General features: G+C 69.5%; 21 protein-coding genes. 8 read left to right on the top strand and 13 right to left on the bottom strand.

Annotated elements, in window-relative coordinates:
* Positions 1-41 precede the first annotated feature (41 nt).
* Positions 42-1,166 carry an NAD(P)/FAD-dependent oxidoreductase gene (locus IAI53_RS06035; RefSeq protein WP_187717219.1) on the top strand — a complete coding sequence of 375 codons (1,125 nt, stop codon included), beginning with the start codon at positions 42-44 and terminating at the stop codon, positions 1,164-1,166.
* A gap of 159 nt (positions 1,167-1,325) precedes the next feature.
* On the opposite strand, the gene dnaQ is transcribed toward IAI53_RS06035, so the two are convergent.
* Genes dnaQ through IAI53_RS06020 form a run of 3 tightly spaced genes read right to left on the bottom strand, consistent with a single transcriptional unit; the run spans position 1,326 to position 3,273 of the window.
* Positions 1,326-2,054, bottom strand: a complete 729-nt coding sequence (gene dnaQ / locus IAI53_RS06030; RefSeq protein ID WP_187717218.1) for a DNA polymerase III subunit epsilon — start codon at positions 2,052-2,054, stop codon at positions 1,326-1,328.
* 22 nt (positions 2,055-2,076) lie between these two features.
* Entirely contained in the window at positions 2,077-2,535 is a 459-nt protein-coding gene (gene rnhA / locus IAI53_RS06025; protein WP_187717217.1) for a ribonuclease HI, read from the bottom strand.
* Positions 2,536-3,273, bottom strand: a complete 738-nt coding sequence (locus IAI53_RS06020) for a class I SAM-dependent methyltransferase (protein WP_187717216.1) — start codon at positions 3,271-3,273, stop codon at positions 2,536-2,538.
* A gap of 28 nt (positions 3,274-3,301) precedes the next feature.
* Between IAI53_RS06020 and gloB the strand changes: the two genes are divergently transcribed.
* The gene (gene gloB / locus IAI53_RS06015) at positions 3,302-4,066 is read left to right on the top strand and encodes a hydroxyacylglutathione hydrolase (RefSeq protein ID WP_187717215.1); all 765 of its coding nucleotides are present in this window, start codon (positions 3,302-3,304) and stop codon (positions 4,064-4,066) included.
* A 13-nt stretch (positions 4,067-4,079) separates the two neighbouring features.
* Here the strand turns inward: gloB and IAI53_RS06010 are convergent, their stop codons facing one another.
* A complete protein-coding gene (locus IAI53_RS06010; protein WP_187717214.1) occupies positions 4,080-4,460 on the bottom strand; it encodes a response regulator in 381 nt (126 codons plus the stop codon).
* Positions 4,460-5,428 carry a diguanylate cyclase gene (locus tag IAI53_RS06005; RefSeq protein WP_187717213.1) on the bottom strand — a complete coding sequence of 323 codons (969 nt, stop codon included), beginning with the start codon at positions 5,426-5,428 and terminating at the stop codon, positions 4,460-4,462. The genes IAI53_RS06010 and IAI53_RS06005 overlap by 1 nt, the downstream gene beginning before the upstream one ends.
* A gap of 173 nt (positions 5,429-5,601) precedes the next feature.
* Between IAI53_RS06005 and IAI53_RS06000 the strand changes: the two genes are divergently transcribed.
* Positions 5,602-6,837, top strand: coding sequence for a transglycosylase SLT domain-containing protein (locus tag IAI53_RS06000; RefSeq protein ID WP_187717212.1), 1,236 nt, complete (start codon positions 5,602-5,604; stop codon positions 6,835-6,837).
* Between the two features lie 11 nt (positions 6,838-6,848).
* On the opposite strand, the gene IAI53_RS05995 is transcribed toward IAI53_RS06000, so the two are convergent.
* The 4 genes from IAI53_RS05995 to IAI53_RS05980 all read right to left on the bottom strand — a co-directional run bounded on the left by IAI53_RS05995 (position 6,849) and on the right by IAI53_RS05980 (position 10,467).
* On the bottom strand, positions 6,849-7,283 hold the full coding sequence (locus IAI53_RS05995; protein ID WP_225433142.1) for a bacteriohemerythrin: 435 nt from the start codon (positions 7,281-7,283) through the stop codon (positions 6,849-6,851).
* Between the two features lie 116 nt (positions 7,284-7,399).
* Positions 7,400-9,436 carry an ABC transporter ATP-binding protein gene (locus IAI53_RS05990; RefSeq protein WP_187717211.1) on the bottom strand — a complete coding sequence of 679 codons (2,037 nt, stop codon included), beginning with the start codon at positions 9,434-9,436 and terminating at the stop codon, positions 7,400-7,402.
* A gap of 72 nt (positions 9,437-9,508) precedes the next feature.
* Positions 9,509-9,994 carry an FKBP-type peptidyl-prolyl cis-trans isomerase gene (locus IAI53_RS05985; protein ID WP_187717210.1) on the bottom strand — a complete coding sequence of 162 codons (486 nt, stop codon included), beginning with the start codon at positions 9,992-9,994 and terminating at the stop codon, positions 9,509-9,511.
* A complete protein-coding gene (locus IAI53_RS05980; RefSeq protein WP_187717209.1) occupies positions 9,961-10,467 on the bottom strand; it encodes a peroxiredoxin in 507 nt (168 codons plus the stop codon). The genes IAI53_RS05985 and IAI53_RS05980 overlap by 34 nt, the downstream gene beginning before the upstream one ends.
* Before the next feature lie 302 nt (positions 10,468-10,769).
* Between IAI53_RS05980 and lexA the strand changes: the two genes are divergently transcribed.
* The 4 genes from lexA (at position 10,770) to IAI53_RS05960 (ending at position 14,129) form a co-directional block, all read left to right on the top strand.
* Positions 10,770-11,384: a transcriptional repressor LexA gene (lexA, locus tag IAI53_RS05975; RefSeq protein ID WP_187717208.1), complete on the top strand. Its 615-nt coding sequence runs from the start codon at positions 10,770-10,772 to the stop codon at positions 11,382-11,384.
* A gap of 31 nt (positions 11,385-11,415) precedes the next feature.
* Positions 11,416-12,144 carry a translesion DNA synthesis-associated protein ImuA gene (gene imuA, locus IAI53_RS05970; RefSeq protein ID WP_187717207.1) on the top strand — a complete coding sequence of 243 codons (729 nt, stop codon included), beginning with the start codon at positions 11,416-11,418 and terminating at the stop codon, positions 12,142-12,144.
* Positions 12,080-13,507 carry a Y-family DNA polymerase gene (locus IAI53_RS05965; RefSeq protein ID WP_187717206.1) on the top strand — a complete coding sequence of 476 codons (1,428 nt, stop codon included), beginning with the start codon at positions 12,080-12,082 and terminating at the stop codon, positions 13,505-13,507. The genes imuA and IAI53_RS05965 overlap by 65 nt, the downstream gene beginning before the upstream one ends.
* Positions 13,508-13,574: 67 nt before the next feature.
* A complete protein-coding gene (locus IAI53_RS05960) occupies positions 13,575-14,129 on the top strand; it encodes a hypothetical protein (RefSeq protein ID WP_187717205.1) in 555 nt (184 codons plus the stop codon).
* 98 nt (positions 14,130-14,227) lie between these two features.
* Here IAI53_RS05960 and IAI53_RS05955 read toward each other — a convergent pair whose 3' ends face one another.
* The 4 genes from IAI53_RS05955 to IAI53_RS05940 all read right to left on the bottom strand — a co-directional run bounded on the left by IAI53_RS05955 (position 14,228) and on the right by IAI53_RS05940 (position 22,726).
* Positions 14,228-16,009 (bottom strand): M61 family metallopeptidase, encoded by a 1,782-nt coding sequence (locus IAI53_RS05955; protein WP_187717204.1) that lies wholly within the window; start codon positions 16,007-16,009, stop codon positions 14,228-14,230.
* Positions 16,010-16,435: 426 nt separating this feature from the next.
* Positions 16,436-18,874 carry a Lon protease family protein gene (locus IAI53_RS05950; protein WP_187717203.1) on the bottom strand — a complete coding sequence of 813 codons (2,439 nt, stop codon included), beginning with the start codon at positions 18,872-18,874 and terminating at the stop codon, positions 16,436-16,438.
* A 68-nt stretch (positions 18,875-18,942) separates the two neighbouring features.
* Positions 18,943-21,807 carry a putative bifunctional diguanylate cyclase/phosphodiesterase gene (locus tag IAI53_RS05945; RefSeq protein WP_187717202.1) on the bottom strand — a complete coding sequence of 955 codons (2,865 nt, stop codon included), beginning with the start codon at positions 21,805-21,807 and terminating at the stop codon, positions 18,943-18,945.
* 1 nt (position 21,808) lies between these two features.
* Positions 21,809-22,726: a substrate-binding domain-containing protein gene (locus IAI53_RS05940; RefSeq protein WP_187717201.1), complete on the bottom strand. Its 918-nt coding sequence runs from the start codon at positions 22,724-22,726 to the stop codon at positions 21,809-21,811.
* A gap of 237 nt (positions 22,727-22,963) precedes the next feature.
* Here IAI53_RS05940 and IAI53_RS05935 point away from each other — a divergent pair, with 237 nt between their 5' ends.
* On the top strand, positions 22,964-26,161 hold the full coding sequence (locus tag IAI53_RS05935) for an error-prone DNA polymerase (RefSeq protein WP_187717200.1): 3,198 nt from the start codon (positions 22,964-22,966) through the stop codon (positions 26,159-26,161).
* The last annotated feature ends 122 nt before the right edge of the window (positions 26,162-26,283 follow it).

Here is a 26,283-nt window from a genome sequence, read left to right as displayed (position 1 = left end):
TTCCCGCCCTCGTTGCGCAGGGCGGTTTTTTCCTGGATGACATGGAACACGTCGATTGCGTGGTGATCGGCGCCGGCGTGGTCGGCCTGGCGTGCGCCCGTGCCCTGGCGGCCGCCGGGCGCGAGGTGATCGTACTGGAAGCCGGCGAACGCTTCGGTGGCGGCATCTCCAGCCGCAACAGCGAGGTGATTCACGCCGGCCTGTACTACCCGCCCGGCTCGCTCAAGGCGCGGCTGTGCGTGCGTGGCCGCGAACTGCTGTACGCCTATTGTCGTGAGCGCAGCATCGCCCACCGGCGCTGCGGCAAGCTGGTGGTCGCCACCTCGGCTGCGCAGATCGACGAACTCGAACGCATCGCAGCACGTGCGCGGGCCAACGGCGTGGACGACCTGCAGTTCATCGACCGGGCGGAAGCGGCGCGCATGGAGCCGCAACTGAACTGCGAAGCCGCGTTGCTCTCGCCTTCAACCGGCATCGTCGATTCGCACGGGCTGATGCTGGCCCTGCTGGGCGACGCCGAAGCCGACGGGGCGATCCTCGCGCTCAACACGCCGGCACTGGGCGCTGCGGTCACCGCGGCGGGCATCGAACTGCGCACCGGTGGCGAGGCGCCGATGCGCCTGGTGGCCCGCACCGTGATCAACGCTGCAGGCCTGGGCGCGCCGGCCCTGGCCGCACGCATCGAGGGGCTGACGACCGCCCACGTGCCCAAGGCCTACTTCGCCAAGGGCAGCTACTTCTCGCTGCAGGCGCGCGCGCCCTTCTCGCGGCTGGTTTACCCCGTCCCGGAAACGGCCGGTCTGGGCGTTCATCTCACCCTCGACCTGCAGGGGCGGGCCCGCTTTGGCCCGGATGTGGAATGGCTGGACCTGCCGGCGGATGCGGAAGCGCTCGACTATCGGGTCGATCCTGCGCGGGCGGCAGCCTTCTACGGCGAAATCCGACGCTACTGGCCGGCCCTGCCCGACGGTGCGCTGGCGTCGGACTATTCGGGCGTCCGCCCGAAAATCAACGCCCCCGGCGAGGCCGCTGCGGACTTCCGCATCGACGGACCGCAGACGCACGGGGTGCCGGGCCTGGTCAATCTGTTCGGCATCGAGTCGCCGGGGCTGACCGCCGCGCTGGCGATCGCCGAGACGGTCACCGAGCGTCTGTCCGCCGCCTGAGAATGTGCGAATGAATCTACTGCGCGGGCCGATGGCGGCGTTGCGCGGTGCTCGCTCCCTCGCCTATCCATCCGATATGTCTCGGTCGCTGTGCGCCGCGCGCCTTGCCACCGACCCGCTCGCTACGATTTCTTCACACATTCCGAGCGCCCCTGTGGATCAGGCCGCGCCGGCCTCCGCTTCCGCCGGTTCGGGCGGCAGCCACAGGCACTGGCCCTTGGTGGCCTTGGCGATGTCCTGCAGCACCGCAGCGTGCGCCGCGAGTTCGTCCTCGCTGGCGCGCAGCACCGCCAGCACCGGGCGCTCGCCCAGCGCCGCCTCGGCCTCCATCGATCCGGGCGCGGGCTCGTCCAGGGCCATGATCAGGCTCTCCTGCCCGCGCGTCATCGCCAGGTAGACCTCGGCGAGGATCTCCGCGTCGAGCAGCGCGCCGTGCAGGGTGCGGTGGCCATTGTCCACCTGGTAGAGCCCGCACAGCGCATCGAGCGAGGCCTTCTTGCCCGGGTTCTGCTCCTTGGCCATCTTCAGCGTGTCGATGACCCCGGCGCACAGCGCATCCAGCGCCGGCCGGCCGAGCCTCGACAGCTCGTGGTTGAGGAAGCCGACGTCGAAGCTCGCGTTGTGGATCACCAGCTCGGCGTCGCGCACGAAGGCTTCGAAATCGGCCGCAACGTCGGCAAAGCGCGGCTTGTCGGCGAGGAAGTCCTCGGTGATGCCGTGCACAGCCACCGCCTCGGCGTCGATGCCGCGCTCGGGGTTGATGTACACGTGGTAATGGCGGCCAGTGAGGCTGCGGTTGACCAGCTCCACGCAGCCGATCTCGATGACCCGGTCGCCGTTGCGCCAGTCCAGGCCGGTGGTTTCGGTATCGAGGACGATCTGTCTCATCTGTCTCGCTTCCCTGCTGTGTTCAGCATTCAACCGCGGCGCCGCTCTTGCGCACCGCATCCACGCCGCGGCGCGCGAGCGCGTCGGCGCGTTCGTTCTCCACGTGGCCGGCGTGGCCGCGCACCCAGATCCAGTCCACCTTGTGGCGGCGTGCGGCATCGTCCAGCGCCTGCCACAGGTCGGCATTCTTCACCGGCTCCTTGGCGGCGGTTTTCCAGCCGCGCGCCTTCCAGCCGTGGATCCATTCGGAGATGCCCTTCTGCACGTACTGGCTGTCGGTATGTACACGCGCGTCCACCGGGCGCTTGAGCGCGTTGAGTGCGCGGATCACCGCCAGCAGTTCCATGCGATTGTTGGTGGTGTGCGGCTCGCCGCCCCAGATTTCCTTCTCGTGCGCGCCGCTGCGCAGAATGGCACCCCAGCCGCCGGGGCCGGGATTACCGCTGCAGGCCCCGTCGGTGAATATCTCGACAACTTCCATCTATTGCGTTTTCCTTGTTCCGGTCACCGAACGGCCGCGCTGGGCGATCGGTGCCATGCGTTTTGCTGCGGCGCGCTTCTCGCGCCAGTTCGGGGTGATCAGCCGCATCCCCTGCACGCGCTTGACCCCGTGCATCAGATACACCGCTCCGCAGATCGGCCACCAGCGCGGTCCGGCGCGATCGAGAAAATGCCAGCGCGCCAGCCACTGCTCGCTGCGCACCGCCGGCGCGTAGCAGCCGAAGCCGGCCGACTGGGTCTCGAAACCGAGCAGCGTCAGCCAGTCCTTGATGCGGAAGGGCGACAGGTACTGGCCCCGCCACGGAAAGGCGCCCCGCCGTCGGGCCGCCAGCCTGCGCAGCCCCCACAGGCTGAACGGGTTGAAGCCGGAGATGATCACGTTGCCCTCCGGCATCAACACCCGCTCGACCTCGCGCAGCACCTGATGCGGCGTGCTGGAGAACTCCAGCACGTGTGGCAGGATCACCAGATCCAGGCTGGCGCTGGCGAAGGGCAGCGCCTCGCTGCGCGTGATCACCGCCGCCTCGCCCAGCCGGTCGGCGTGGAAGCGGAAGGGCATGCGGTTGGCACGCAGGAAATCCACCTCCGGCAGACCGATCTGCACCGCGTTGTAGCCGAACAGGTCGGCCACCAGGCGGTCGAAGCCCTCCTGTTCCCAGCCGAGCAGGTAGCGCCCCTGCGGGGTATCCAGCCAGTCGGACAGACTGAGAATTGACATGAGCGGTCAGCGCTTCAGAATCTGCGGCATGGACGCCATTATCCCCCTTCCCGCCTTTCGCGATAACTACATCTGGCTGCTGCGCCACGGGCGCAACGCGGTGGTGGTCGACCCGGGCGACGCCGCGGTGGTGGAGAGCCACCTTGCCGCGCAGGCACTGAGCCTCGCCGCAATCCTGGTCACCCACCATCACGCCGACCACATCGGTGGCCTCGCCGCCCTGCTGGCGCGCCATCCTGTGCCGGTGTTCGGCCCGGCGACCGAGGCCATCGCCGGGGTCAGCCATCCGGTCGCCGAGGGCGACGTGGTCGAACTGCCGGCGCTCGGACAGCGCTTCACCGTACTCGACGTGCCCGGCCACACCGCGGGGCACGTGGCTTACCACGCGCCGGGCCTGCTGTTCTGCGGCGACACCTTGTTCTCGGCCGGCTGTGGCCGGTTGCTGGGCGGCAGCGCGGAGCAGCTGTTCGCCTCGCTGCAGCGCCTGGCCGACCTGCCGGACGATACCGCGGTTTACTGCACCCACGAATACACCCTGGCCAACCTCGCCTTCTCCCGCGCCGTGGAGCCGGACAATCCGGCGCGCGACCGCTATGCGGCCGACTGCGAGGCACGCCGAGCCCGCGGAGAGCCGACGCTGCCGTCGAGCATAGGCCTGGAGCGCACGGTGAACCCCTTCCTGCGGGTGCATGAGGCCGGGGTCATCGCCGCGGTGGCGCGGCACACGGGGCAGGCGCCCGCCTCGCCCGCGGAGTGCTTCGCCGCGCTGCGGCGCTGGAAGGACTGTTTCTGAGGAGGGCCCGGGCTCAGCCGGCCAGGCCAAAGGCGCGCTGGATGGTCTCGATGACCCGCGCGGCATTGAAGGGCTTGACCACGATGCCGCTGGCGCCCTGCTGGATCATGCTCTCCACGGTCTCGCGGTCCGACTTGCCGGTGATCATCAGCACGCGTACATGCGGATGACGGCGCTTGAGTTCGGCCAGCACCTCCACTCCGTCGCGCCCCGGCATGACGACGTCGAGGCACACCAGATCCGGCTGCCAGCGTTCGATGACCTCCAGCGCCCCATTGCCGTCGCGCGCCTCGCCGACCACCTGCAGCCCGGCCTGGCGAACAATGGCGCGCAGCACCACGCGGATGCTCTCGTTGTCATCGACGATGACTACCCGCTTGGAGGAAAGACGCATCAGCCGACCCTTTCAGTGGTGTTGTCGGATGCCTTGGTCACCCGGTTCCGCCCGCCAGTCTTGGCCTGATAGAGCGCCTCGTCCGCTTCCTTGAGCAGACGGATGAAACCCGACTCGTTGCCACGTTGCGGCGTGATGCAGGCCAGCCCGATACTGATCGTCACCACCTGCGCAACCTCGGAAAAGCGATGCGTGATGCCCAGTTGCTGTACCGCCTCGCGCAGCGATTCGGCCACCGCCAGGGCGCCCTGCTCGTCCGTACCCGGCAGGATCACGCCGAACTCCTCGCCGCCGTAGCGGGCGGCCAGGTCCGACGGCCGGTGCAGGGTCTGCGCCAGCGTGCGGGCCACGGCCTTGAGGCATTCGTCGCCCACCTGGTGACCGTAGTTGTCGTTGAAGGGCTTGAAGAAATCGACGTCGATCAGCAGCAGCGACAGCGGCCGCTCCTCGCGCGCGCAGCGCCGCCACTCCTTGAGCAGGGTCTCGTCGAAGCGCCGCCGGTTGGCGATGCCGGTCAGGCCGTCGGCGGTGGACAGCCGGGTCAGCTCGCGATTGGCCTCGTCGAGCTTGCGCGTGAGCACCAGCAGCGAATAGCGCATCTGGGCGATGCGCTGCATGGCGCGCACCTTGGCCTTGAGCACGATCTCGGAGACCGGCTTGATCAGGTAGTCGTCGCCGCCCACCTCGATGCCGCGTTCCAGATCCTCGTCCCCGGTGCGCGCGGTGAGGAAGATGATGGGCGTCCACTCGCCGTCCTTCTCCAGCTGACGGATGCGCCGCGCCACCTCGAAACCGTCCAGGCCGGGCATGATGATGTCGAGCAGGATCAGGTCGGGCCGTTCGGCCTTGAACAGCTCGATGCCGGATTCGCCGTCGCGCGCGTGCACGGTCTCCAGCCCCATCTTGCCAAGCTGGTGGCAGACCAGGGTGGCGCTGGTGAGCGTGTCCTCGATGATCAGGGCCTTCATTGCGGCGGCGGAAGTGAAAGGAAACGGTTTGCGGGAATCTGGCGAATGGCGTAATCGTATCAGGTGAAACTTCCGTAAATACGCCTATTTGCGGGATTTTTGCCCCTGAGTTTGACGTATTACCGCTTCGGTCGATAGACTTTCGCGTTTTCCGCACTCCGGTACCGGCGCACATGGCAACACGCACCGCCCTGATCTGCAGCTTCGTCCTGTGTTTCGCCTCATCCGTGCACGCGCAGACGACGAACCCGCCGCCGGAGCCGATCGGGCCGCTCGCCCTGTTGTCGCCCGCCACCACTGCGCTCCCGGGCACGACCGCGCAGCACCATGCGCTGAGCGTCCCCTCCCTGCCCCGGGTTCTCACCCTGGACCTCACCCGCGACGCCAACGACATCTGGGACCGCATCCGGCGCGGCTTCGCCATGCCGGACCTGGACAACGATGCAGTGCAGTCCTACCAGCGCTTCTACCTGGAACGCCCCGGCTTCCTGAAGCAGGTCTTCGCCCGCGGCGGGCGTTATCTCTACCACATCATCAACGAGATCGAGGCCCGCGGCCTGCCGGCCGAGCTGGCCCTGCTGCCGATGGTGGAGAGCAGCTACAACCCGCTGGCCTACTCGCGCGCCCGCGCCTCCGGCCTGTGGCAGTTCATCCCCTCCACCGGCCGGCACTACAAGCTCACCCAGGACAAGTGGGTGGACGAGCGCCGCGACGTGATCGCCTCCACCGACGCGGCGCTGGAATACCTGCAGCAGATCTACGACATGCACGGCGACTGGCATCTGGCGCTGGCGTCCTACAACTGGGGCGAAGGCTCGGTGGGACGGGCGCTGCAGCGCAACGAGGATGCCGGACTGCCCACCGAGTACAGCCACCTGCGCATGCCTGCCGAGACGCGCAACTACGTGCCCAAGCTGCAGGCGCTGAAGAACATCGTGATGAATCCCGAGCAGTTCGGTTTCGAGCTGCCCTATGTCGCCAACCGTCCGCACTTCGTCACCGTGGAGTCGCCCGTCGGCATCGACCTGGCCACCGCGGCGCGGCTGGCAGAGATGCCGATCGAGGAGTTCGTCGCGCTGAACCCCGCCTTCAATCGGCCGGCGATCACCCGCGAGGGCTACAGCCTGGTGGTGCCCGCCGACCGCGCCGAGGCTTTCGAAGCCCGCCTGCAGACCCTTGCCGAATCCGGCCCGCTGTGGCGAACCTACCGGCTCAAGCGCGGCGAATCGCTCGCCGCGGTGGCCAAGCGCCACCGCCTGACCCTCTCCCAGTTGCGCCAGCTCAACGGCCTGGGAAGCCGCAGCAAGGTTGCTCCCGGGCATGCGCTGCTGGTTCCCGAAGGCGGCGATCCGCGCGGTGCGCTGGCCGTGACCGGGCTGATTCCGCTCAAGATGCGCCTGGCCAACTGAGCCGCTGCAGTTCAGAACACCTTGCGGCCCTTGAACAGGTCGATCATCTTCAGGTCGGTCTTCATCACGTGGTCGACCAGCCACTTGCGCAGGAAATCGGTCACGTAGCCGCTGTGTTCGCGCAGCGCATCGGCGGGCGGTGAGGTTTCCGCCATCGCCTTCTCCATCATCCGGCGCAGCAGCGAAAGGCTCTCCAGCAGCCTGCGGTGTTCCTGCTGGTGCTCGTCATAGTGCGAATAGCCCCAGGAGATCTGGATCTTTTCCTCGCGGGCGAAATGTTCGGCCGCGTAGTGCTCGAGTTCGTCGAAGGCCAGCTTCATGTGCTCCGGATTCTCCGGGAAGCGCAGTACCAGTTCGACGGTGTTGATCAGGTGGATCAGGTAGCGGTGGTCGGCATCGATCTCGGGATGGCCGACGTTCATCTGTTTGCGCCAGAAGAGCGGCAAGGGAAGACTCCGGAAACGGGTGGGCTGCGCTGCGCAGGAGCGCATCGCGCAAAGTCCGCGGATTGTGCCGATCACCCCGTCCGCGGGCACGGAAAAGCGTCACGTTTGCCGCGGAATCAGGCGCTGTCCGGGTGGTGGCAGCGCAGTTCGCGTCCGTCCGGCAGGGTGCCGGGGGCCGGGTATTCGCGCCGGCAGCGTTCGTCGGCCTTGGGGCAGCGCGGATGGAAGTGGCAGCCGCTCGGCGGCGACAGCGGCGACGGCAGGTCGGCGGCGGGCGCCGGTCCGGCCTGCCGCCCCACCCCGTCGATACGCGGCACCGCGTCGAGCAGCATGCGGGTGTAGGGATGGGCCGGTGCGGCGAGCACGCGCCCGGCTTCGCCGCGTTCGACGATGCGCCCCAGGTACATCACCGCGATCTCGTCGGCCAGATAGTCCACCACCGCCAGGTTGTGGGTGATGAACAGATAGGCCAGGCCCAGCTCGCGCTGCAGCTCGCGCATCAGGTTGAGCAGCTGCGCCTGCACCGAGACGTCCAACGCGCTGGTCGGTTCGTCGCACACGATCAGCCGCGGCATCACCGCCAGGGCGCGGGCGATGGCGATGCGCTGGCGCTGACCGCCGGAGAATTCGTGCGGGTAGCGCCAGCGCATCGCCGGCGACAGGCCGATGCGATCGAGCAGCTGGTCGACCCGGCGGGCGCGTTCGCCCGCGTCGCCCCCCACGCCCAGCGCCAGCATGCCTTCCTCGATGATCTCGCCGATGCGCATGCGCGGGTTGAGCGAGGCGAAGGGGTCCTGGAACACCATCTGCATCGCGCGGCGCATGGGCGCGAGTGCAGCGGCGCCCAGCCCGACCATGTCGCGTCCGTCGAAACGCACCTCGCCGGCGGTCGGCGGGATCAGCTGCAGGATCGCCTTGCCCACCGTGGTCTTGCCGCAGCCCGATTCGCCCACCAGGGCCAGCGTGCGCCCGGGGCGCAACTCGAGGCTGACCCCGTCGACCGCGCGCACCTGCCCCACGGTGCGGCGGAAGATGCCCTTGCGCACCGGGAAATGCACCTGAAGGTCGCGCACCGCCAGCAGCGGCGCCTTACCGTGCGCGGGGCCCGGGCCGTCGATCGCCGCAATGTGTGCCGCCGGCACGGGTGCATTGTGCCCTTCAGCGTACAGATGGCAGCGCACCGCCTGGCCATCGCGGCGATGCCAGCCGGGCGACTCGTGCGTGCAAGGCGCGAAGGCCTGCGGACAGCGCGCGGAGAAGCGGCAGCCGGGAATCTCCGCATCCAGCGCCGGGACGCTGCCGGCCAGCGCGTCCAACGCCCGCCCGCGTTGCTGGCCGCCGGGCAGTGCGGCGAACAGCTTGCGCGAATACGGATGCAGCGGCGCGGCGAAGAAGGCGCTGCGCTCGCCGGTCTCGACCAGCTCGCCGGCGTACATCACCCCGACGCGCTGCGCCATGCGCGCGACCACGCCGAGGTCGTGGGTGATCAGCAGCATGCCCATGCCGCGCTCGCGCTGCAGGCGGGCGAGCAGGTCGAGCACCTGGGCCTGGATGGTGACGTCGAGCGCGGTGGTCGGCTCGTCGGCGATCAGCAGCTCGGGTTCGCCGGCCAGCGCCATGGCGATCATCACCCGCTGCTTCATGCCGCCGGAGAACTGGAAGGGATAGTCATCCAGCCGGCGCTCCGCGTCGGGGATGCCCACCGCGTCAAGCAGCCTGCGGGCCTCAGCGCGGGCGGCTGCGCCCCGCAGGCCACGGTGGCGGGCCAGCACCTCGGCGATCTGCTCAAACACGGTCATCACCGGGTTGAGGCTGGTGCCGGGCTCCTGGAACACCATGCCGATGCGCCCGCCGCGTACCGCGCGCATGCGCGCCTCGGTGTGCGCCAGCAGGTCCTCGCCGCGCAGGCGCAGGCTGCCGCCTTCGATCCGGCCGCCGTCGGGCAGCAGGCGGGCGATGGCCAGCGCGGTCATCGACTTGCCGCAACCGGACTCGCCCAGCAGGGCGAAGGTTTCGCCGGCGCGCAGCTGGAAGCCGATGCCGGCCACCGGGCGCACCACCCGCTCGCCGCCGATCGCCACGCGCAGGTCGGCCACCTCGAGCAGCGGAGCATCGGGGTCGGGGCCGGCAACCTGGCGGATGTAGCCGATCATCTGCGCGCGGGGTGGATCAGGAAAACGGGGGCGGGATGTGAAAAGGGCCGCTTGCGCGGCCCCGGTCGTGGCTCAGTGGTGATGGCCGCCTTCGCCATGCACGTGACCGTGGGCGATCTCCTCGGCGCTCGCGGTGCGCACCTCGGACACGGTGACATCGAACACCAGCGCGGTGCCGGCCAGCGGATGGTTGCCGTCGACCACCACCTTGCCGTCGGCGATGTCGGTGATGCGGTAGATCATTTCCTCTTCACCGTCGTCGGTGACACGTTCGAAGGACATGCCCACCTCGATGTTCTCGGGAAAGAGCTTGGCGTCCTCGATCAGCACCAGTTCCTCGTCGTAGTCGCCGAAGGCGTCTTCCGGCTGCAGCTTCACTTCGAAGCGCTCGCCGACCTTCTTGCCCTGCAGCAGTTCTTCGAGCACCGGGAAGATGCCGTCGTAGCCGCCGTGCAGGTACACCAGCGGGTGCGCGCCGTCGTCGATCACGTTGCCCTCGGGGTCGCGCACGGTGTAGTTGAGGGTTACGACGGTGTTCTTGACGATTTCGGTTTGCATGAGTCTTTTTCCAGTTCCTTGACCAATTCATAGACCGCGGCGACATGGCCGCGGGGCGTGACGTCGTGGAGTGCGTGGCGAACGATGCCCTGCTTGTCGATGATGTAGGTCGTTCGTCGCACACCCATCTTTTTCACACCGTCGACTTCCTTCGGCTGCCACACATGGTACAGCCTGCAGACCTCGGTATCGGGGTCGGAGAGCAGGCGCACCGACAGGCCGTGCTGATCCCGGAACTCGGCGTGGGTGAGGCAATCGTCGGGACTGACGCCGACCACGATGCAGTCGTGGCGGGCGAACTCCGCTTCATGGTCGCTGAAATCGGCGGCCTGCAGCGTGCATCCCGGCGTGTTGTCGCGGGGGTAAAAGTAGAGCACCACATGATGCCTGCCGCGCTCGGCGGCGAGGTCGAAAGTCTCCATATCCGCATCCGGCAGTGAAAAAGCCGGAGCCGTGTCTCCGCTCTGCAGCATGGGGCCTCCCTGACGTGCGGGGGATTTTAGCCGGGAACCGTAGCGAACTCTACCGGAACCGGACGACGGGACACGAACTTCACGCAGCAACATGGCGGCTCTCCCCTTTGTAGCGGTCATTGTTCAGCGGCCGGACACATCCGCTTCAAGCAATAGCCCAGATCGACGAACGGCTCAAGGCGCATCGCAGCATCTCCCTCGTACAGCGCAGGCGGGCGACGCGGAGCATCTTTGTTCTCGACGCTCGCTTCAGGACTGTTTAAACTTACAGCACAACAATTCTCTCCTTCATGGAGCCCGCCATGCCCCCGCGCAGCGAATCGCTCACCGCCCGCCAGGCCGAGATCCTCGACTTCATCCGCCAGACCGTCGAAGCCGAAGGCCGTCCTCCCACCCGCCTGGAAGTGTGCGCAGCCTTCGGTTTCCGCTCGCCCAATGCGGCGGAAACCCATCTGCGCGCGCTGGCCGCCAAGGGCGCGATCCTGCTCGAGGAAGGCCGTGCGCGCGGCATCCGCCTGGCCGAAGGCCTGGGCCTGCCGCTGGTCGGGCGGGTGGCCGCGGGCAGCCCCATCCTCGCCAGCGAGCACGTCGAGCACCGCCTGCAGCTCGACCCCGCGCTGTTCTCCCCGCGTGCCGACTACCTGCTGCGGGTGCGCGGCATGAGCATGCGCGACGCCGGCATCCTCGATGGCGACCTGATCGCGGTGCACCGCCAGAGCGAGGTGCGCAACGGCCAGATCGTCGTCGCCCGGGTGCACGACGACGTCACCGTCAAGACCTTCCGCAGCAAGGGACCGCTGGTCGAGTTGCTACCCGCCAACCCGGACTACGAACCCATCGTGGTCGATACCCGCGAGGAGCCGCTCGCCATCGAAGGCATCATGGTCGGGCTGATCCGCCAGGACGGCGGTCACTGACGCGCCCAGTCCCGATGGCAGCGCTCACATCATGGCCAACCCGCTCGCCCTCGCCACTTTGCCACCCGGCCTGGTCTGGCAGGCCGACCGCCTGGCCGGCAGCGCCGCGCCCGGGTTGCCCACCGGCTTTGCCGCGCTGGACGCGCAACTGCCCGGCGGCGGCTGGCCGCGCGGCGCGCTGATCGAACTGCTCGCCGCCCGCCCCGGGGTGGGCGAACTCTCCCTGTTGCTGCCGCTGCTGCGCAGCACGCCAGCCGACCACTGGCTGGCCTGGATCGCTCCGCCCCGCCTGCCCTACGCCCCGGCGCTGGCCGCGGCCGGCGTGCCGCTGGAACGCCTGCTGCTGGTGCGCACCGCGAGCGATGCCGAAACCCTGTGGGCCACCCGCCAGGCCACCGCATCGGGGGCCTGCACTGCAGTGCTGGCCTGGCCGGGACGGGTCGACAACGCCGGGCTGCGCCGCCTGCAGCTGGCGGCGGAAGACTCGGCCACGCCGCTGTTCCTGTTCCGCCCGGCGGACGCCGCCCGCCAACCCTCGGTTGCCGCCTTGCGCCTGCAGCTGTCCGCCCGCGCGGGCCGTTTGCTCGTCCATATCCTCAAGCGCCGCGGACCGGCGCCCGGCGCGCCGGTCGAACTCGTCCTGCCGCAGCGCCCGGGCCTCCGCACCGAGTCCAAGCTTTCACCGCCATCCCTCCATGTACTGGCTCGCCCTGCTCCTGCCCGACCTGCCCTTGCAGGTCTTCACCCGCGGCACAGCTGATCCCGGCCTGCTGGCGGTCACCGAATCGCGCCCTCGCCAGCAGGTGGTGGCCGCCAGCCCGGCCGCGCGCGCGCTCGGCGTGAGCGCGGGCGACGGCGTGGCGGGGGCGCTGGCGGTGGCTCCCGACCTGCTGCTGCGCCCGCGCGCGCCCGAACTCGAGACCGCCACCCTGGCGGAGCTGGCCCATTGGGCCGGTCGCTTCACGCCTCATGTCAGCCTGGACCCGCCTGGCGGACTGGTGCTGGAGATCTCCGCCAGCCTGCGCCTGTTCGGCGGCCTGCAGGCACTGGCCGGGACGCTTGTCCAGGAACTGGACGCGCTCGGCCTGCAGGCCTGCATTGCCGGCGCGCCGACCCCGCTGGCTGCGCGCTGGCTGGCGGCCTCCAGCCCGGGCACCCTGGCCATGGCGCGTGGCGGCTGGCAGGAATGCCTCGCCCCTCTGCCGCTTGCGGTGCTGGCCGATGCCGGCGTGGGCAAGGACATCCTGATGCTGCTGCACGGCATCGGCGCCCGCAGCCTGGCCGACGTCCTGCGTCTGCCACGCGACGGGCTGGCCCGCCGGCAGGCGGCGGCGGTGAGTGCGGCGCTGGCCCGCGCCCGCGGCGAAACCCCGGACCTGCGCGACTGGTTCGTACCGCCCGCGCGCTACACCGCCCGGGTGGCGATGGCTGCGCCCACCGACAACGTCGAACCCCTGCTGTTCGCGGCCCGCCGGCTGTTTGCCGGCCTGGCCGCCTGGCTCACCGCCCGCCAGACGGCGGTGGATCACTGCAGCCTGACCCTGGAGCACGAGTCCGGCCCGGCCACCGTGCTCGAGCTCTACACCGGCGCCCCCTCGCGTGACGAGGCCCGCCTGGGGCTGCTGGCGCGCGAACGCCTGGCTGCTTTGCCCCTGCCGGCGCCGGTCGAGGCCTTGCGCCTGGAAAGCGGCCTGCCGGTCGAACTGGCGCCGAAGTCCGCCGATCTGTTCGGCGACCCCGACACCGCGCGCGAGAACGCCGGCCTGCTGTTCGACCGCCTGGTCGCCCGGCTGGGGACGGATGCGGTCACCAGCCTGCGCCCCTGTGCCGACCACCGCCCCGAGCGGGCCTGGCGCCCGGTCCGTCCCGGTACACGCCTGCCGGCCGACACACCGGTGCCGGGGCCGCGCCCGCTGTGGCTGCTTGCCGAGCCCAGGGCGCTGCGCGGCAGCTCCGGCCTGATCCTGCTGGCCGGCCCGGAGCGCATCGAATCCGGCTGGTGGGACGGCGCCGACGTGCGACGCGACTACTACGTGGCGCGGGACAGGGACGAGGCCCTGTGCTGGGTATTCCATCCGCTGGACAGGCCGGACGAATGGTATGTGCACGGCTACTTCGGCTGAGCACGGCCTTCTGCCCACGGCGCCAAGATCCGCTAGACTTCCGCCTTTGCCCCGATCCCCCGTACCCATGCCCCTGTTTCCCAAACCCCGTGCAACCGAACTGCCCGGCGATTTCTCCCGTCGAGTGGCCACTTACGCCCTGCTCGCCTTCCTGATCGGGCTCGCCGCCTCGGCCTGGCTGTTCATCCGCCTGCCGGAGATCTGGGCGCAGGTGATGCCGCTGGAAGGTGCCAGCTTCATGCTGGCCGCCACCGCGCTCGGCGCGGTCATGGCGGTCATGCCGGTGGTGGCTGCGGCCGGCTTCGTGGTGGCGCTGTGGTCGGGCGTCGACAGCGTGTATCGCCCGCGCCGGCAGCCTTCGCCATTGCTCGACCGGGTGATCGTCGGACTGGGACTGCTGATCTGGTTCGCGCCCGCCTTGGGCGGCGTGGGCGCGGCGATCAATGCCATCGCCACCGGGCGCGTACATTTCGTTCGCCCGCCGCGCGACTATTTTCTGGCCACCGACCCGACCGCTTTCTGGCAGGGCGTGGGTTTCTGGCTGATCATGTCCGCGTTGTTCGCCTTCCTCGCCTGGCGCTACTGGCGCGGCAAGCTGCTGGCGAAGGACAGCGCGGCCTGAAGCCTTTTCCCGGCAGGGACGGGATTGCACGCACTTGCGTGCGTCCATTTTTCCGCAGCCCGGATCGCGGCCAAGGCCGCTCCTACACCCGAGGCGCCTCAGCTCCCCAGCCAGCCGCGGCGCAGCCGCGCCGCCGCCGCCGGGGCCTTTGCCGCCGGCTTGAGGCCGATCTTGTCGGCCGGCGCGGCGGCCAGTTCCAGCTCGAAGCACATCAGCTCGTCACGCCGGAAGGCGTGGAGCGCTATCCGTTCGCCGGGCTGGCGGCGGGCGAGCATGGCGTCCAGCCCGCTGGCGCCGATTTTCAGCCCGTCCAGCGCCACCAGCACGTCGCCGGCGGACAGCCCCGCGCGCTGTGCCGGACCGCCGTCGTATACGTTGGCCAGCCTGGTCTCGCCGTTGCCGGCAGCCAGCTTTGCGCCCAGCCAGGGCGCGGCGCTGGCCGGCTCGGCTGACCACGCTACGCCGAACGGTTTGAGCAGGCGCGCCAGCGGCAGGTCGTCGGTGCCTTCCACCGCGCGGCGCAGCCAGCGTGCCAGCGTTTTGCCGCCGATGTCCTCCACCGCGGCGAAGATGCCGTCCTCGGGCACGCCGGTGCCGGTTTGCCCATGGCGTTGCCACAGCAGGCGCATCACGTCGTCCAGGCTGTTTTCGCCGGCGCTCGCCGCGCGCAACTGCAGGTCCAGGGCCAGTGCCACCAGTGAGCCCTTGGCGTAGTAGCTGACGATGGCGTTGGGGGCGTTCTCGTCCTGGCGGTAGTACTTGGTCCAGGCGTCGAAGCTGGATTCGGCCACGCTCTGGCGCAAGCGCCCGGGGCCGCGCAACACGTTGGAGATGGTCTTGCCGAGCAGACCGAGGTAGTCGTCCACGCCGATCACCCCGCTGCGCACCAGCGCCAAGTCGTCGTAGTAGGAGGTGAAGCCCTCGAAGGCCCACAGCAGGCCGGTATGGTTCTCCACCGCCAGGTCGTAGGGGGTGAAGGCCGCCGGCTTGATGCGCTTGACGTTCCAGGTGTGGAAGTATTCGTGGCTGCACAGGCCGAGGAACTGGCGGTAGCCCTCGCTCATCGCCTTCATGCCGGGATACGGCAGGTCGGCGCGGCTGGCCAGCAGCGCGGTGGAGGCGCGGTGCTCCAGGCCGCCGTAGCCGTCGCCGACGATCATGGTCAGGAAGGCGTAGTAGTCCATCGGCGCGGGCGCGCCGAACAATGCCACCTGCCATTCGCAGATGCGTTTCAGGTCCGTGGTGAGGCGATCCATGTCGCAGTCGTGGCGGCCGGTGAGCGCCACGTCGTGCGGCACGCCGGCGGCCTCGAAGCTGGCCAGGGTGAAGCGCCCCATCTCCACCGGATGGTCGATCAGTTCGTCGTAGTCCGCCGCACGGTAGAGCCCAAAGCCGTAGGCCTTCGCGGCGCCCTTGCCGCGTGCGCGCGGCAGCGCGGTGATCACCCGCCAGTCGCGCAGGCCGGTGTCGGCCGGGGGCTGGATGTCCACCGTGCAGGGCCGCCCGGCCTGGCCGTGCACCATCAGGAACACGCTGGTGCCGTTGAAGAAGCCGTGGGTCTGATCGAGATGGGCGGCGCGTACCGAGAGATCCCAGGCATAGACCTCGTAATGCAGGGTGAGCGCGCTGCCCGCCGGCACGCGTGCGGCCCGCCAGCTGTGCTTGTCGAGCTTCTCCAGCGCCACCGCCTTGCCGTCCGCCTCTGCGCGGATGGTGACGATGTTGCGCGCGAACTCTCGGATCATGTAGCTGCCGGGTATCCAGGCCGGCAGGCTGAAGACCTGGCCTTCGGCGTCCGGTTCGGCCACCGTGACGCTGGCTTCGAAGAGGTGTGCGGCGGGATTGGCGGGGCGGATGCGGTAGTGGATGGGCGTAGTCATGCGCTGGACGATGCAATGCGGCGGAAACGCCCGATTCTACGCGCGATGGCGCACGACCGAGCTGCCCGAAAATTGAGCAGGCATGAAAAACTCAGTGCGCTCAACGGGATGGCGCACGCCCTCACAGCTTATCCACAAGCCTGCCCACGGATGCTGGGGATAGGCCGGCAAATCTTCCACAGCACAGGCCCGGAACACCGGCCGGTGGGCGGGAAACGGCCCCTTTCTGCCCCGTTCCAAACCCCCGGGCCCCGCCTGCCCGTTTTTTGTGCAACACGGAAAAAGTCCGTCCGCTCAGTCCCTTCCCGCCCTGTCCCACAGCTTATCCACACCTCTGCCCACGGGCGCTGGGGATAAGCGTAAAGCCACGCGCGGGAGCGCCGCCCTGCGGCGGCGCCTGATCCGGGCGAGGCTGCGGAGCCGGGCTCAGTGCTCGTGCCGCCGCCCTCTCTTGCGCGGTCGTACGTTGCCTTCGCTCCAGGCATGGCGGGCTGCCGTCATGTCGGTGAGCGCGGTGGCGACCCTGTGGTTGAGGGTGTTGCGCGGCATGATGCCCTTGCTGTCGGCCACGCCGGCGGCCATGCCGGTGAGCACTTCCATCGCCTCGTCCACGGTGGCCACGGCATACACCGCGAAGCGCCCGGCGGTCACCGCCTCGACCACGTCCTCGCGCAGCATCAGGTGGCGGATGCAGGCGGTGGGGATGACCACGCCCTGCTCGCCGGTGAGCCCGCGCGCGGCGCACAGGTCGAAGAAGCCCTCGATCTTCTCATTCACGCCGCCGATGGCCTGTACGCCGCCGAACTGGTTGATCGAGCCGGTGATCGCCAGCGACTGTCGGATGGGCACGTCGGCCAGCGCCGAGAGCAGCGCGCACAACTCCGCGAGCGAGGCGGAGTCGCCTTCCACCGGCGAGTAGGACTGCTCGAACACCAGGCTGGCGGACAGCGACAGCGGCTGGTGGCGGGCATAGCGGCTGGCGAGGAAGGCGGACAGGATCAGCACGCCCTTGGAGTGGATCGCGCCGCCCAGTTCGGTTTCGCGCTCGATGTCGACCACATCGCCCTCGCCCAGGCGCACCGTCGCGGTGATGCGCATCGGGTGGCCGAAGCGCTCGCCGCCAAGCTCGACCACCACGAGGCCGTTGATCTGGCCGGCCTGCAGGCCTTCGGTGGCGATCAGCGTGGTGCCGTCGAGCATGGACTCGCGCACCTGTTCCGCGTAGCGGCCGAAGCGCCGGATGCGTGCGGCGATGGCGCGGTCGATCTGCGCGCGCCCCACCCGCGGTTGCCCATCCTGGCGCGCGAGCAGGTCGGCTTCGCGCATCACGTCGGCCAACTGGCGGGTACGCAGCGACAGCCGGCCGCCGTCTTCGGCGAGGCGCGAGCCTTGCTCGATCAGGCGCGCGACGGCAGCGCGGTCGAATGGGCGCAGCTCGGACAAGCGCGCCAGCTTGGCCAGCAGGCCGGCAAAGTGCAGTTCGTTGGCGGCGGTGCGCGGAATGTCTTCGTCGAAGTCCGCGGCCACCTTGAACAGCTCGGGAAAGTCCGGGTCCATCTCGTTGAGCAGGTAGAACATCTCGCGCTCGCCCACCAGCACCACCTTGACGTCGCAGGGGACCGGCGCCGGGTCCAGGGTGAGCGTGCTGCTCCAGCCCTGCGCCTCGGACGGCGGCTCGATGCGGATCTCGCCGCTGCGCAGCACGCGCTTGAGCGCCTCCCAGGCGTAGGGGTGGCCGAGCAGGCGCTCCACGTCCAGCACCAGGTAGCCGCCGCTGGCGCGATGCAGGGCGCCAGCACGGATCAGGGTGAAATTGGTCACCGCCATGCCCATCTGGGCGACATGCTCGATGCGGCCGACAAGGCTGCCGAAGCCCGGGTTGTCCTCGCTGATCACCGGCGCGCCCTCGGTGGCGGCGTGATCGACCAGCAGGTTCACCTGGTAGCGCTGGAAGCGGCTGCCGTCCTCTTCGTCCTCCTCCTCGCCCTCCTCGCCGGTGCCGCGCCAGATGGTGCCGCTGTCGAGCAGGTCGCGGCAGATCGCGTCGAGGAATTCGCCGACCTCGGGCAGGTCGGCAAAGCGTTCGCGCACGCCGCGTATCAGGTGGGTGACGGTGGGCGCCAGCGCGTCGCGTTCGGCGCGGGCGATGGCCTCGTGCAGGGCCTTGCGCCAGTCGGGCAACTGGTTGAGCAGGTCGGTGAGGCGGTCGCTCCAGGTGTCGACCAGGGCCTCGCAGGCCTTGCGGTCGTCTTCGGGCAAGGCCTCGAACTCTTCCGCGGACAGGGTTTCGCCGTTGCGCGTGGGCGCGAACACGAAGCCCTGCGGGGTGCGCAGCAGGGTCAGGCCGTCGGCTGCGCAGGCGTGGCCGATCTCGCGCAGCGAGGCCTCCTCGCGCTTCTCGTGGGCCTCCTGCAGCGCCTCCACCCGTTTGGCGTGGGTCTCGCTGCTCAGCGCCGCGTCGATGGCCGGGCGCAGCTCGCGGATGAAGGTCTGCATGTCGCCGCGCAATGCCCCGCCGCGACCGGCGGGCAGGCTGAGCAGGCGCGGGCTGAGCGGCTTGTCGAAGTCGTGCAGGTAGCACAGGTCGGGTGGCGTCGCCCGCTTGGCCGCCTCTTCGCGCAGCAGGCGCAGGGCGGTGGCGTGCCGCCCGGTACCGGCGCCGCCGAGCACGAAGACGTGATAGCCGGGGTGGTGCATCGCCAGGCCGAAGCGCAGTGCCTCCTCGGCGCGCTCCTGGCCGAGTCCGCCGGGGACCTCGGGCAGTTCATCGGTGGTGGAAAAGCCCAGGCTCTCCGGCGCGCAGCGGGTGCGCAGGCGTGCGGGGTCGAGGCTGCGGTCGGGGGCGCGGTTGTAACCGTCGGCCATGTTGTTGTTCTCCCAGAAAATGAAAATGGCGCCGACGGCGCCATCTTCTCATCAAACGGCGTGGCGGATCACGCCGGACGGTAGCGTGTCAGGATGTCCTCGGCAGACATCGGCCGCGCGAAGTGGTAGCCCTGGCCAACGTCGCAGCCGATGCCGCGCAGATAGTCGGCCTGCGCGGCCTCCTCGATGCCTTCGGCCACCACGGTCATGCCCAGGGTCTTGGCCAGCGACACCGTGGCGTGCACGATGGCCGCATCGTTCGGGTCCGCCAGCATGTCCTTGACGAACTCGCGGTCGATCTTGAGCTTGTGGGCACGCAGCTGGCGCAGCATGATCAGCGAGGAATAGCCGGTGCCGAAGTCGTCGATGGCGAAGTGCACCCCGCGTTCGCTGAGGTTGCGGATCCAGGCCAGGGTGTCGCTGCCGACGTCGACGAAGGCCGATTCGGTGAACTCGATCTCCAGCACGTCCGGCGGCACGCCGCTGCGCTCGATGGTTTCCAGCATGCTCTCGAAACCGCGGCCGCCCTTGAACTGCACCGCGGACACGTTGACCGCCACCCGCCCGACGTCCAGCCCCTCATCGCGCCAACGTTTCCACTGGCGGCAGGACTCGGCCATCACCCACAGGCCGATCTCCGGCATCAGGCCGCGGCTCTCCGCCAGCGGAATGAAGCGGATGGGCGGGATGTTGCCCAGTTGCGGGTGCTGCCAGCGCAGCAGCGATTCCACCCCGACCAGGCGCCCGCTGGCCAGTTCGACCTGTGGCTGGAAAGCGAGCGACAGCTGGCCGAGTTGCAGCGCGCGGGCCAGGTCATGCACGAGCTCGGCGTCGTTCTGCACCTGGGCGGTCATCGCGTCGTCGAAGTACACATAGCCCGCCCGGCCGGCGGCCTTGGCCTTGTACAGCGCGATGTCGGCGCGGCTGATCATGTCGTCCACGTCCACCACGTCGCCGGTCGGCACCGCGATGCCCACGCTGGTGTTGCTGTGCAGGCGCATCAGTCCGAGTTCGAAGGACTCGCGGAAGGAGTCGATGATCTTCTGCGCCAGCACCGCCGCATCCGAAGGCTGGCGGATGCCGGACTGCAGGATGGCGAACTCGTCGCCGCCCAGGCGGGCCAGGGTGTCGGCCTCGCGGACCAGGCCGCTCAGCCGGCCGGCGACCAGGCGCAGCAGTTCGTCGCCCACCGTGTGGCCGAGGCTGTCGTTGATGTCCTTGAAATGATCGAGATCGAGGATCAGCAGGGCAAACTTGCCGCCGTTGCGCTGGTGCTGGCGCAGGGCCTGGCTGAGCCGGTCGCGGAAAAGGCGGCGGTTGGGCAGGTCGGTGAGCGCGTCGTGGTAGGCGAGGTGGTTGACATAGGCCTCGGCCTCCTTGCGCCGGGTGATGTCCTCCTTCACCGCGACGAAATGCGCAATCTCACCCTTGTCGTCGAAGATCGGCGAGATCGAGGTCTGTTCATGGACGACGCGTCCGTCCTTGGTGCGGTTGGACAGTTCGCCGCGCCACACCTTGCCCGCGCGGATGGTGTCCCACAGCTCGCGGTACACGTCCTCGGGCATGTGCCCGCTCTTCAGGAAGCCCGGGTCCTGCCCGATGACCTCCGCCGCGGTATAGCCGGTGATCTCCGAGAAACGCGGGTTAACGTATTCGATCTTCGCGTCCGGCGAGGTGATGATGACCGACGCGGGGCTCTGCTCGACCGCCAGCGACAGCCGGCGCAGCTCGCTCTCGCGTTCGCGGATCTGCTCGGTCATGGTGTTGAAGGTATGCACCAGGTCGCCGATCTCGTCGCCCGGACGAACGCCGGCCACCGTCTCGTAGTGCCCGGCGCGCAAGCTGGCGACCGCGGCGACCAGGCGTTCCAGCGGACTGGTGACGTTGCGGCGCAGGTACAGCAGCCCCACGACGAAGACCACGGTAGCGGCCAGCCCCATGCCGGCCAGGCCGGCGGTGAACAAGGCGCTGCGCTGCTCGGACAGCTGCTGGCGGCTGAGCACGAACATCGCGGTATTGCGGCTGCCGTCGCCCAGCAGCCAGTCCCCGGCACCCAGCACGTGGACCTCGTCGCTGTGCCAGCGCATCCCGGCCAGGGTCAGTCCGCCCCGCTGGGCCGGGGAAGCCAGCGGCTCGGCCATTGCCGGCGGAATGATGTCCGGCATCGCGTCGCTGAACAGCTTGCGCTCGCCGACGATGCCGAAGGCGGCACCGGCCTGCGCAGCGACCTTGTCCACGAAGGCTTCGTCCAGGCAGGCGCCCAGGATGACCTGGCCGAACTCGCGGCTGCCTTGCTGAGCATCCACCTGGATCGGCCGCCTGACCACCAGGGCCGGACCGCCCGCGGTGGCGCAGGCGGTCACCACCGTTGCGTCGCCCACGTCCGCGCCGGCAACCGCGGTCACCCGCGCGATGAACGAGGCCTGCTGGTCGATTGCGCGGAACGGCACGCCCGCCCCGGTGCTGACATAGACTTCCGCGCTCTGGGGGCGGAGCGAGAAGTAGGCCTTGTGGTCCTCGTCGCCGTGGCGCCAGTAGGCGCTCACCGGGCCGTGCGGGCCGATGACCGATGCCCAGCTTGCGCCGGCAGCACGTGCGAGTTCGCCAAGCTCCATCGCAAGCTCGCGTGCGGGCGTGTCGAACACCGCGGCGTTGTCCGCCTCGGGGTCGAAGTAGTTGGCGTACAGGCCGATGGTGGCCACCACCCCGGGGCGGTTGGCCATGGTGGCCGCCGATCGTCCGAGCAGGGTCGCGCGCTGGTCGACGTGGTTCTGCAGTACGGCGAAAGCGGCCTCGATGCGGGCGCGCCGCTCGGTCTCGATCTCGTGCTCTTCGAACATCAGGAAGGCGACGCCCGATACTCCGAGCACCGCGGCGACCGAAGCGAACCAGAGAAGGAGCAGCCTGTGGGTCAGACGGAATAAACGGGGCATGTCAGAAGATCGGTTCGATCCGTTCAACGTTGTCACGGGTAATCTTCTTCGACTCCACGACGATCTCGCGAGGGACGGGCTCGCCGCGCAGGATGCGCATGGCGGCGTCGGCTCCTTCCTCGGCGAAGGTCGGGTAGAGGAAGGAAGCGTCCTGCTTGCCGGCGCGGATGGCTTCGCGCGCCTCGGCGATGTAGTCGATGCCCACGGTCGGGATGCTGGCCGGGTCGATGCCGCGCTTTCGCAGTGCGGCGCGGGCGCCGGCGGCCATGCTGTCGCTCTGCGCGTAGATGGCGTCGAAGGCGATGCCTTCGGCGAGGACCTGCTCGACCGCCAGGATGGCCTTGTCGCGCAATGAGTCGGCCCGGCGGACCGCGACCACGCTCAGGCCCGGGTGCTTGGCCAGCTCATCCATGAAGCCCTCGGTGCGCTCGATGGCCGGCGTGGTGGTGGGAATGTGCTGCAGCATCAGGATGCGGCCCTTGCCACCCAGGCGCTGCGCCAGATGGGCGGCCGCCTGGCGGGCGATCTGGCGGTTGTCCGCGCGGATGAAGACGTTGTGGCTGTCACCGCTGGTGCGCCGGCTGAGCAGCACCACCGGCACGCCGCGGGCACGTACCCGGTCGATGACCGGCGCCATCAGTTCGGCGTCGCGCGGACTGGTGATCAGCAGGTCGATGCCCTCGGCAACCAGTTGCTCGATGTCCTGCACCTGGCGGGCAGTGTTGCCGTCTGCGTCGGTATGGCGGAAGCGGACCTCGGGATGGCGGGAGAAGGCACGGGCCAGGCCTTCGGTCTGCGCGCGGCGCCAGTCGTTGCCCAGCGTGTCCTGCGCGAAGCCAATGGTCCATCTGGCCTGGGCCTGCTGGGCCCGGGCGCAGTCGACCGCGGTGGACGCGAGCAGCGTCGCGGCCACGAGCATGGCCGCATGCAGACACGCAGAGATTTTTTCCCCCATCCCAAAACCCCTGATGCGTTCATGTGTTTTTTTGTAACCGAGGTAATACCCTGCCGCCGCTCGGAGTGTCAAGCGGCGCTGCAGCGCTTGTGGCAAGGATTTGACAGTTGCTGAACGCATGCTGGACGACGCGCCGGGGTAGCAGTGGAGCGCGCCTGCAGATCCCCTGCTCTCAGTCGAAAGCTATATATAATTACAGCTGTGAACAGCCCTCCTTATGCCGAACTCCACTGCCTGTCCTGCTTCAGCTTCCTGCTCGGCGCCTCCCACCCCGAGGAGCTTGTCCGGCAGGCCGCAGCACTGGGCTACACCGCACTGGCGCTCACCGACGAATGCACGCTGGCCGGGGTGGTGCGTGCGCACGGCGAGATCCGTGGCCAGCAGCTGCCGCTCAAGCTGATCGTTGGCAGCCGCGTGTTACTGGAAGACGGCACCGGGCTGGTGCTGCTGGCGGCCGAGCGCGGAGGCTACGGCCGGCTCTCCCGCCTGATCAGCCGGGGTCGGCGTGCGGCGCCCAAGGGCGAGTACCGCCTGAGCCGTGCCGACCTGGAAGACGGCCTGCCCGGCTGCCTCGCCTTGCTGCTGGCACCGGCCGATGGTGCAAGCCTGGAAGCGCGTCTGGCGGAGCAGGCCGACTGGTTGGGACGGTGTTTCCCCGGCCGCGCGTGGATTGCGGTGGACTGCCCCTGCGGCCCCGACGAGCAGGCCCGGCAGGGCACGGTGCAAGCGGTCGCCCGCCGCACCGGACTGCCGGTCGTGGCGGCCACCGGCGCATTGATGCACGAGGCCGCACGGCGCGAGCTGGCCGACGTCCTCACCGCGATCCGCCTGCGCACCCCGCTGGCCGAAGCCGGCCTTGCGCTGGCCGCCAACGCCGAACGCCGCCTGCACCACCCGGCAGAACTGGCCCGCCGCCTGCCGGCCGAGTGGCTCGCCGAAAGCCTGGTGGTGGCGGGCCGCTGCACTTTCTCGCTGGACGAACTGCGCTACGAATATCCCGAAGAGCTGGTGCCGCCGGGCGAATCGGCCGCTTCCTGGCTGCGCCGCCTGGTCGAAGGCGGGCTCGCCTGGCGCTATGGACCGGCGGGCCACCGCCCGCAAGTTGCCGCACCGGGCCATGACTGCCGCCCCTCCCCGGCCGACGATCCCGCACCGCCGCGGGTGCGCGGCATGGTGGAGCACGAACTCGCCCTGATCGCCGAACTGCGCTACGAGCCCTACTTCCTCACCGTGCACGACATCGTGCACTTCGCCCGCAGCGTCGGCATCCTGTGCCAGGGGCGTGGCTCGGCGGCCAACTCGGTGGTGTGCTGGGCGCTGGGCATCACCGAGGTGCATCCCGAGCAGGGCATCATGCTGATCGAGCGCTTCATCTCGCGCGAGCGCAACGAGCCGCCGGACATCGACGTCGATTTCGAGCACGACCGCCGCGAGGAGGTCATCCAGTACCTGTACCGCAAGTACGGTCGCGAGCGCGCCGCGCTGGCCGCCACGGTGATCAGCTACCGCCCGAGGAGCGCGCTGCGCGACGTCGGCCGCGCGCTGGGCCTGGACGAGCCGCGCATCGAGCGCCTGACCCGCGGCCAGCAGTGGTTCGACGGCCGCCAGATCGCCCCCGAACGTCTGCGCGAAGCCGGCCTGGACCCGGCAAGCCCGGTCGCACGCCGGCTCACCGACCTGGTGCACACCCTGCTCGGCTTCCCGCGCCATCTGTCGCAGCACGTCGGCGGCTTCGTCATCGCGCGCGGCCGGCTGGACGAACTGGTGCCGGTGGAGAACGCCGCGATGGACGGGCGCACGGTGATCCAGTGGGACAAGGACGACCTCGACACCATGGGCCTGCTCAAGGTGGACGTGCTCGCCCTGGGCATGCTCTCCGCACTGCGCCGCAGCCTCGCGCTGCTGTCCGAATGGGAGCAGCGCACCGTGACCATGGCCGACATCCCGCGTGAGGTGCCGGCGGTGTACGACATGCTCAGCGCAGCCGACGCCATCGGCGTGTTCCAGGTCGAGTCGCGCGCCCAGCTCACCATGCTGCCGCGGCTCAAGCCGCGCACCTTCTACGACCTGGTGGTGGAAGTGGCCATCGTCCGCCCGGGGCCGATCCAGGGCGGCATGGTGCATCCCTACCTGGGCGCCCGCGAGCGCGCCGCGCGCGGCGAAGACCCGTTGGACGGCGTGCGCGGGGAGATCCGCCCGGTGCTGGAACGCACCCTGGGCGTGCCGATCTTCCAGGAGCAGGTCATGCAACTGGCGATGGCCGCGGCCGGCTTCACGCCCGGCGAGGCCGACCAGCTGCGCCGCTCCATGGGCACCTGGCGCGGCAAGGGCGAACTCGACCGCTACCGCCAGAAGCTGATGGCCGGCATGGCAAAGAACGACTATCCGGCGGAGTTCGCCGAACGCCTGTGCCGCCAGATCGAGGGCTTCGGCAGCTACGGTTTCCCTGAATCCCACGCGGCCAGCTTCGCCCTGCTGGTGTATTGCTCGGCCTGGATCAAACGCTTCCACCCGGCAGCCTTCCTGTGCGGCCTGCTCAACAGCCAGCCGATGGGCTTCTATTCGCCGTCGCAACTCATCCAGGACGCCCGCCGCCACGACGTGCCGGTGCTGCCGCCAGATGTCTGCCACAGCCGCTGGGAGAGCACGTTGGCGCCGTCCGCCGCGACTGCCGACGGCGCGACCAGACCGCCGCCCGCAGTGCGCCTGGGCCTGCATCTGGTCAAGGGCTTCAATGCCGCCGCGGCCGTACGCATCGTCGCCGCGCGCGAAGAGCGCCCGTTTGCGGACGTCGCCGACCTGGCCGACCGCGCCGCGCTCGACGCCGCCGAGCTGCGCATCCTGGCCAGCGGCGGCGCACTGGCCGGGCTGGCCGGCCACCGCCGCCAGGCGCTGTGGCAGGCCGCCGGCGACGTGTCGCTACCCGGCGTGCTGCACGGCGCGCCGCGCAACGAGGCGCGCCTCGCCCTGCCGGCGGCCTCCGAAGCGCAGGAGATCGTCGCCGACTACGCCCGCCTGGGCTTCACGCTGGGGCGGCATCCGCTGGCCCTGCTGCGCGAGCACCTGGCCGCGATGCGCTTTCTTAGCGCACAGCAGATCACCGCCTGCCAGGACCGCCAGCTCGCCCGCGCAGCCGGCGTGGTCACCTGCCGCCAGCGTCCGGGCACCGCCAAGGGCACGCTGTTCGTCACCCTGGAGGACGAGACCGGGCTGATCAACGTCATCGTCCGCCCGGAACTGCTGGAAGCCCAGCGCCGCGAACTGCTCGGCGCCCGCCTGCTCGGCGTCTATGGCCAGATCAGCCGCCAGGGCAAGGTGGTGCATCTGGTGGCCGGCCGGGTGGTGGACCATTCCGCGCTGCTCGGCCAACTGGAGGCGCGCAGCCGGGATTTTCATTGAGACGCGACGCATACCTGCCGTACGAGAGCACCGGAATGCCGCCCTGTAGGAGCGGCCTTGGCCGTGATGCTGCGGTCGTTCCATCACAGGCCGTATCGCGGCCAAGGCTGCTCCTACAGGTG

Origin of the sequence: Thauera sedimentorum, from assembly GCF_014489115.1 — a bacterium.
Classification (GTDB): Bacteria; Pseudomonadota; Gammaproteobacteria; order Burkholderiales; family Rhodocyclaceae; genus Pseudothauera; species Pseudothauera sedimentorum.
Note: the sequence above shows the minus strand (reverse complement) of the source record. Positions and strands in the feature narration are given on the sequence as shown.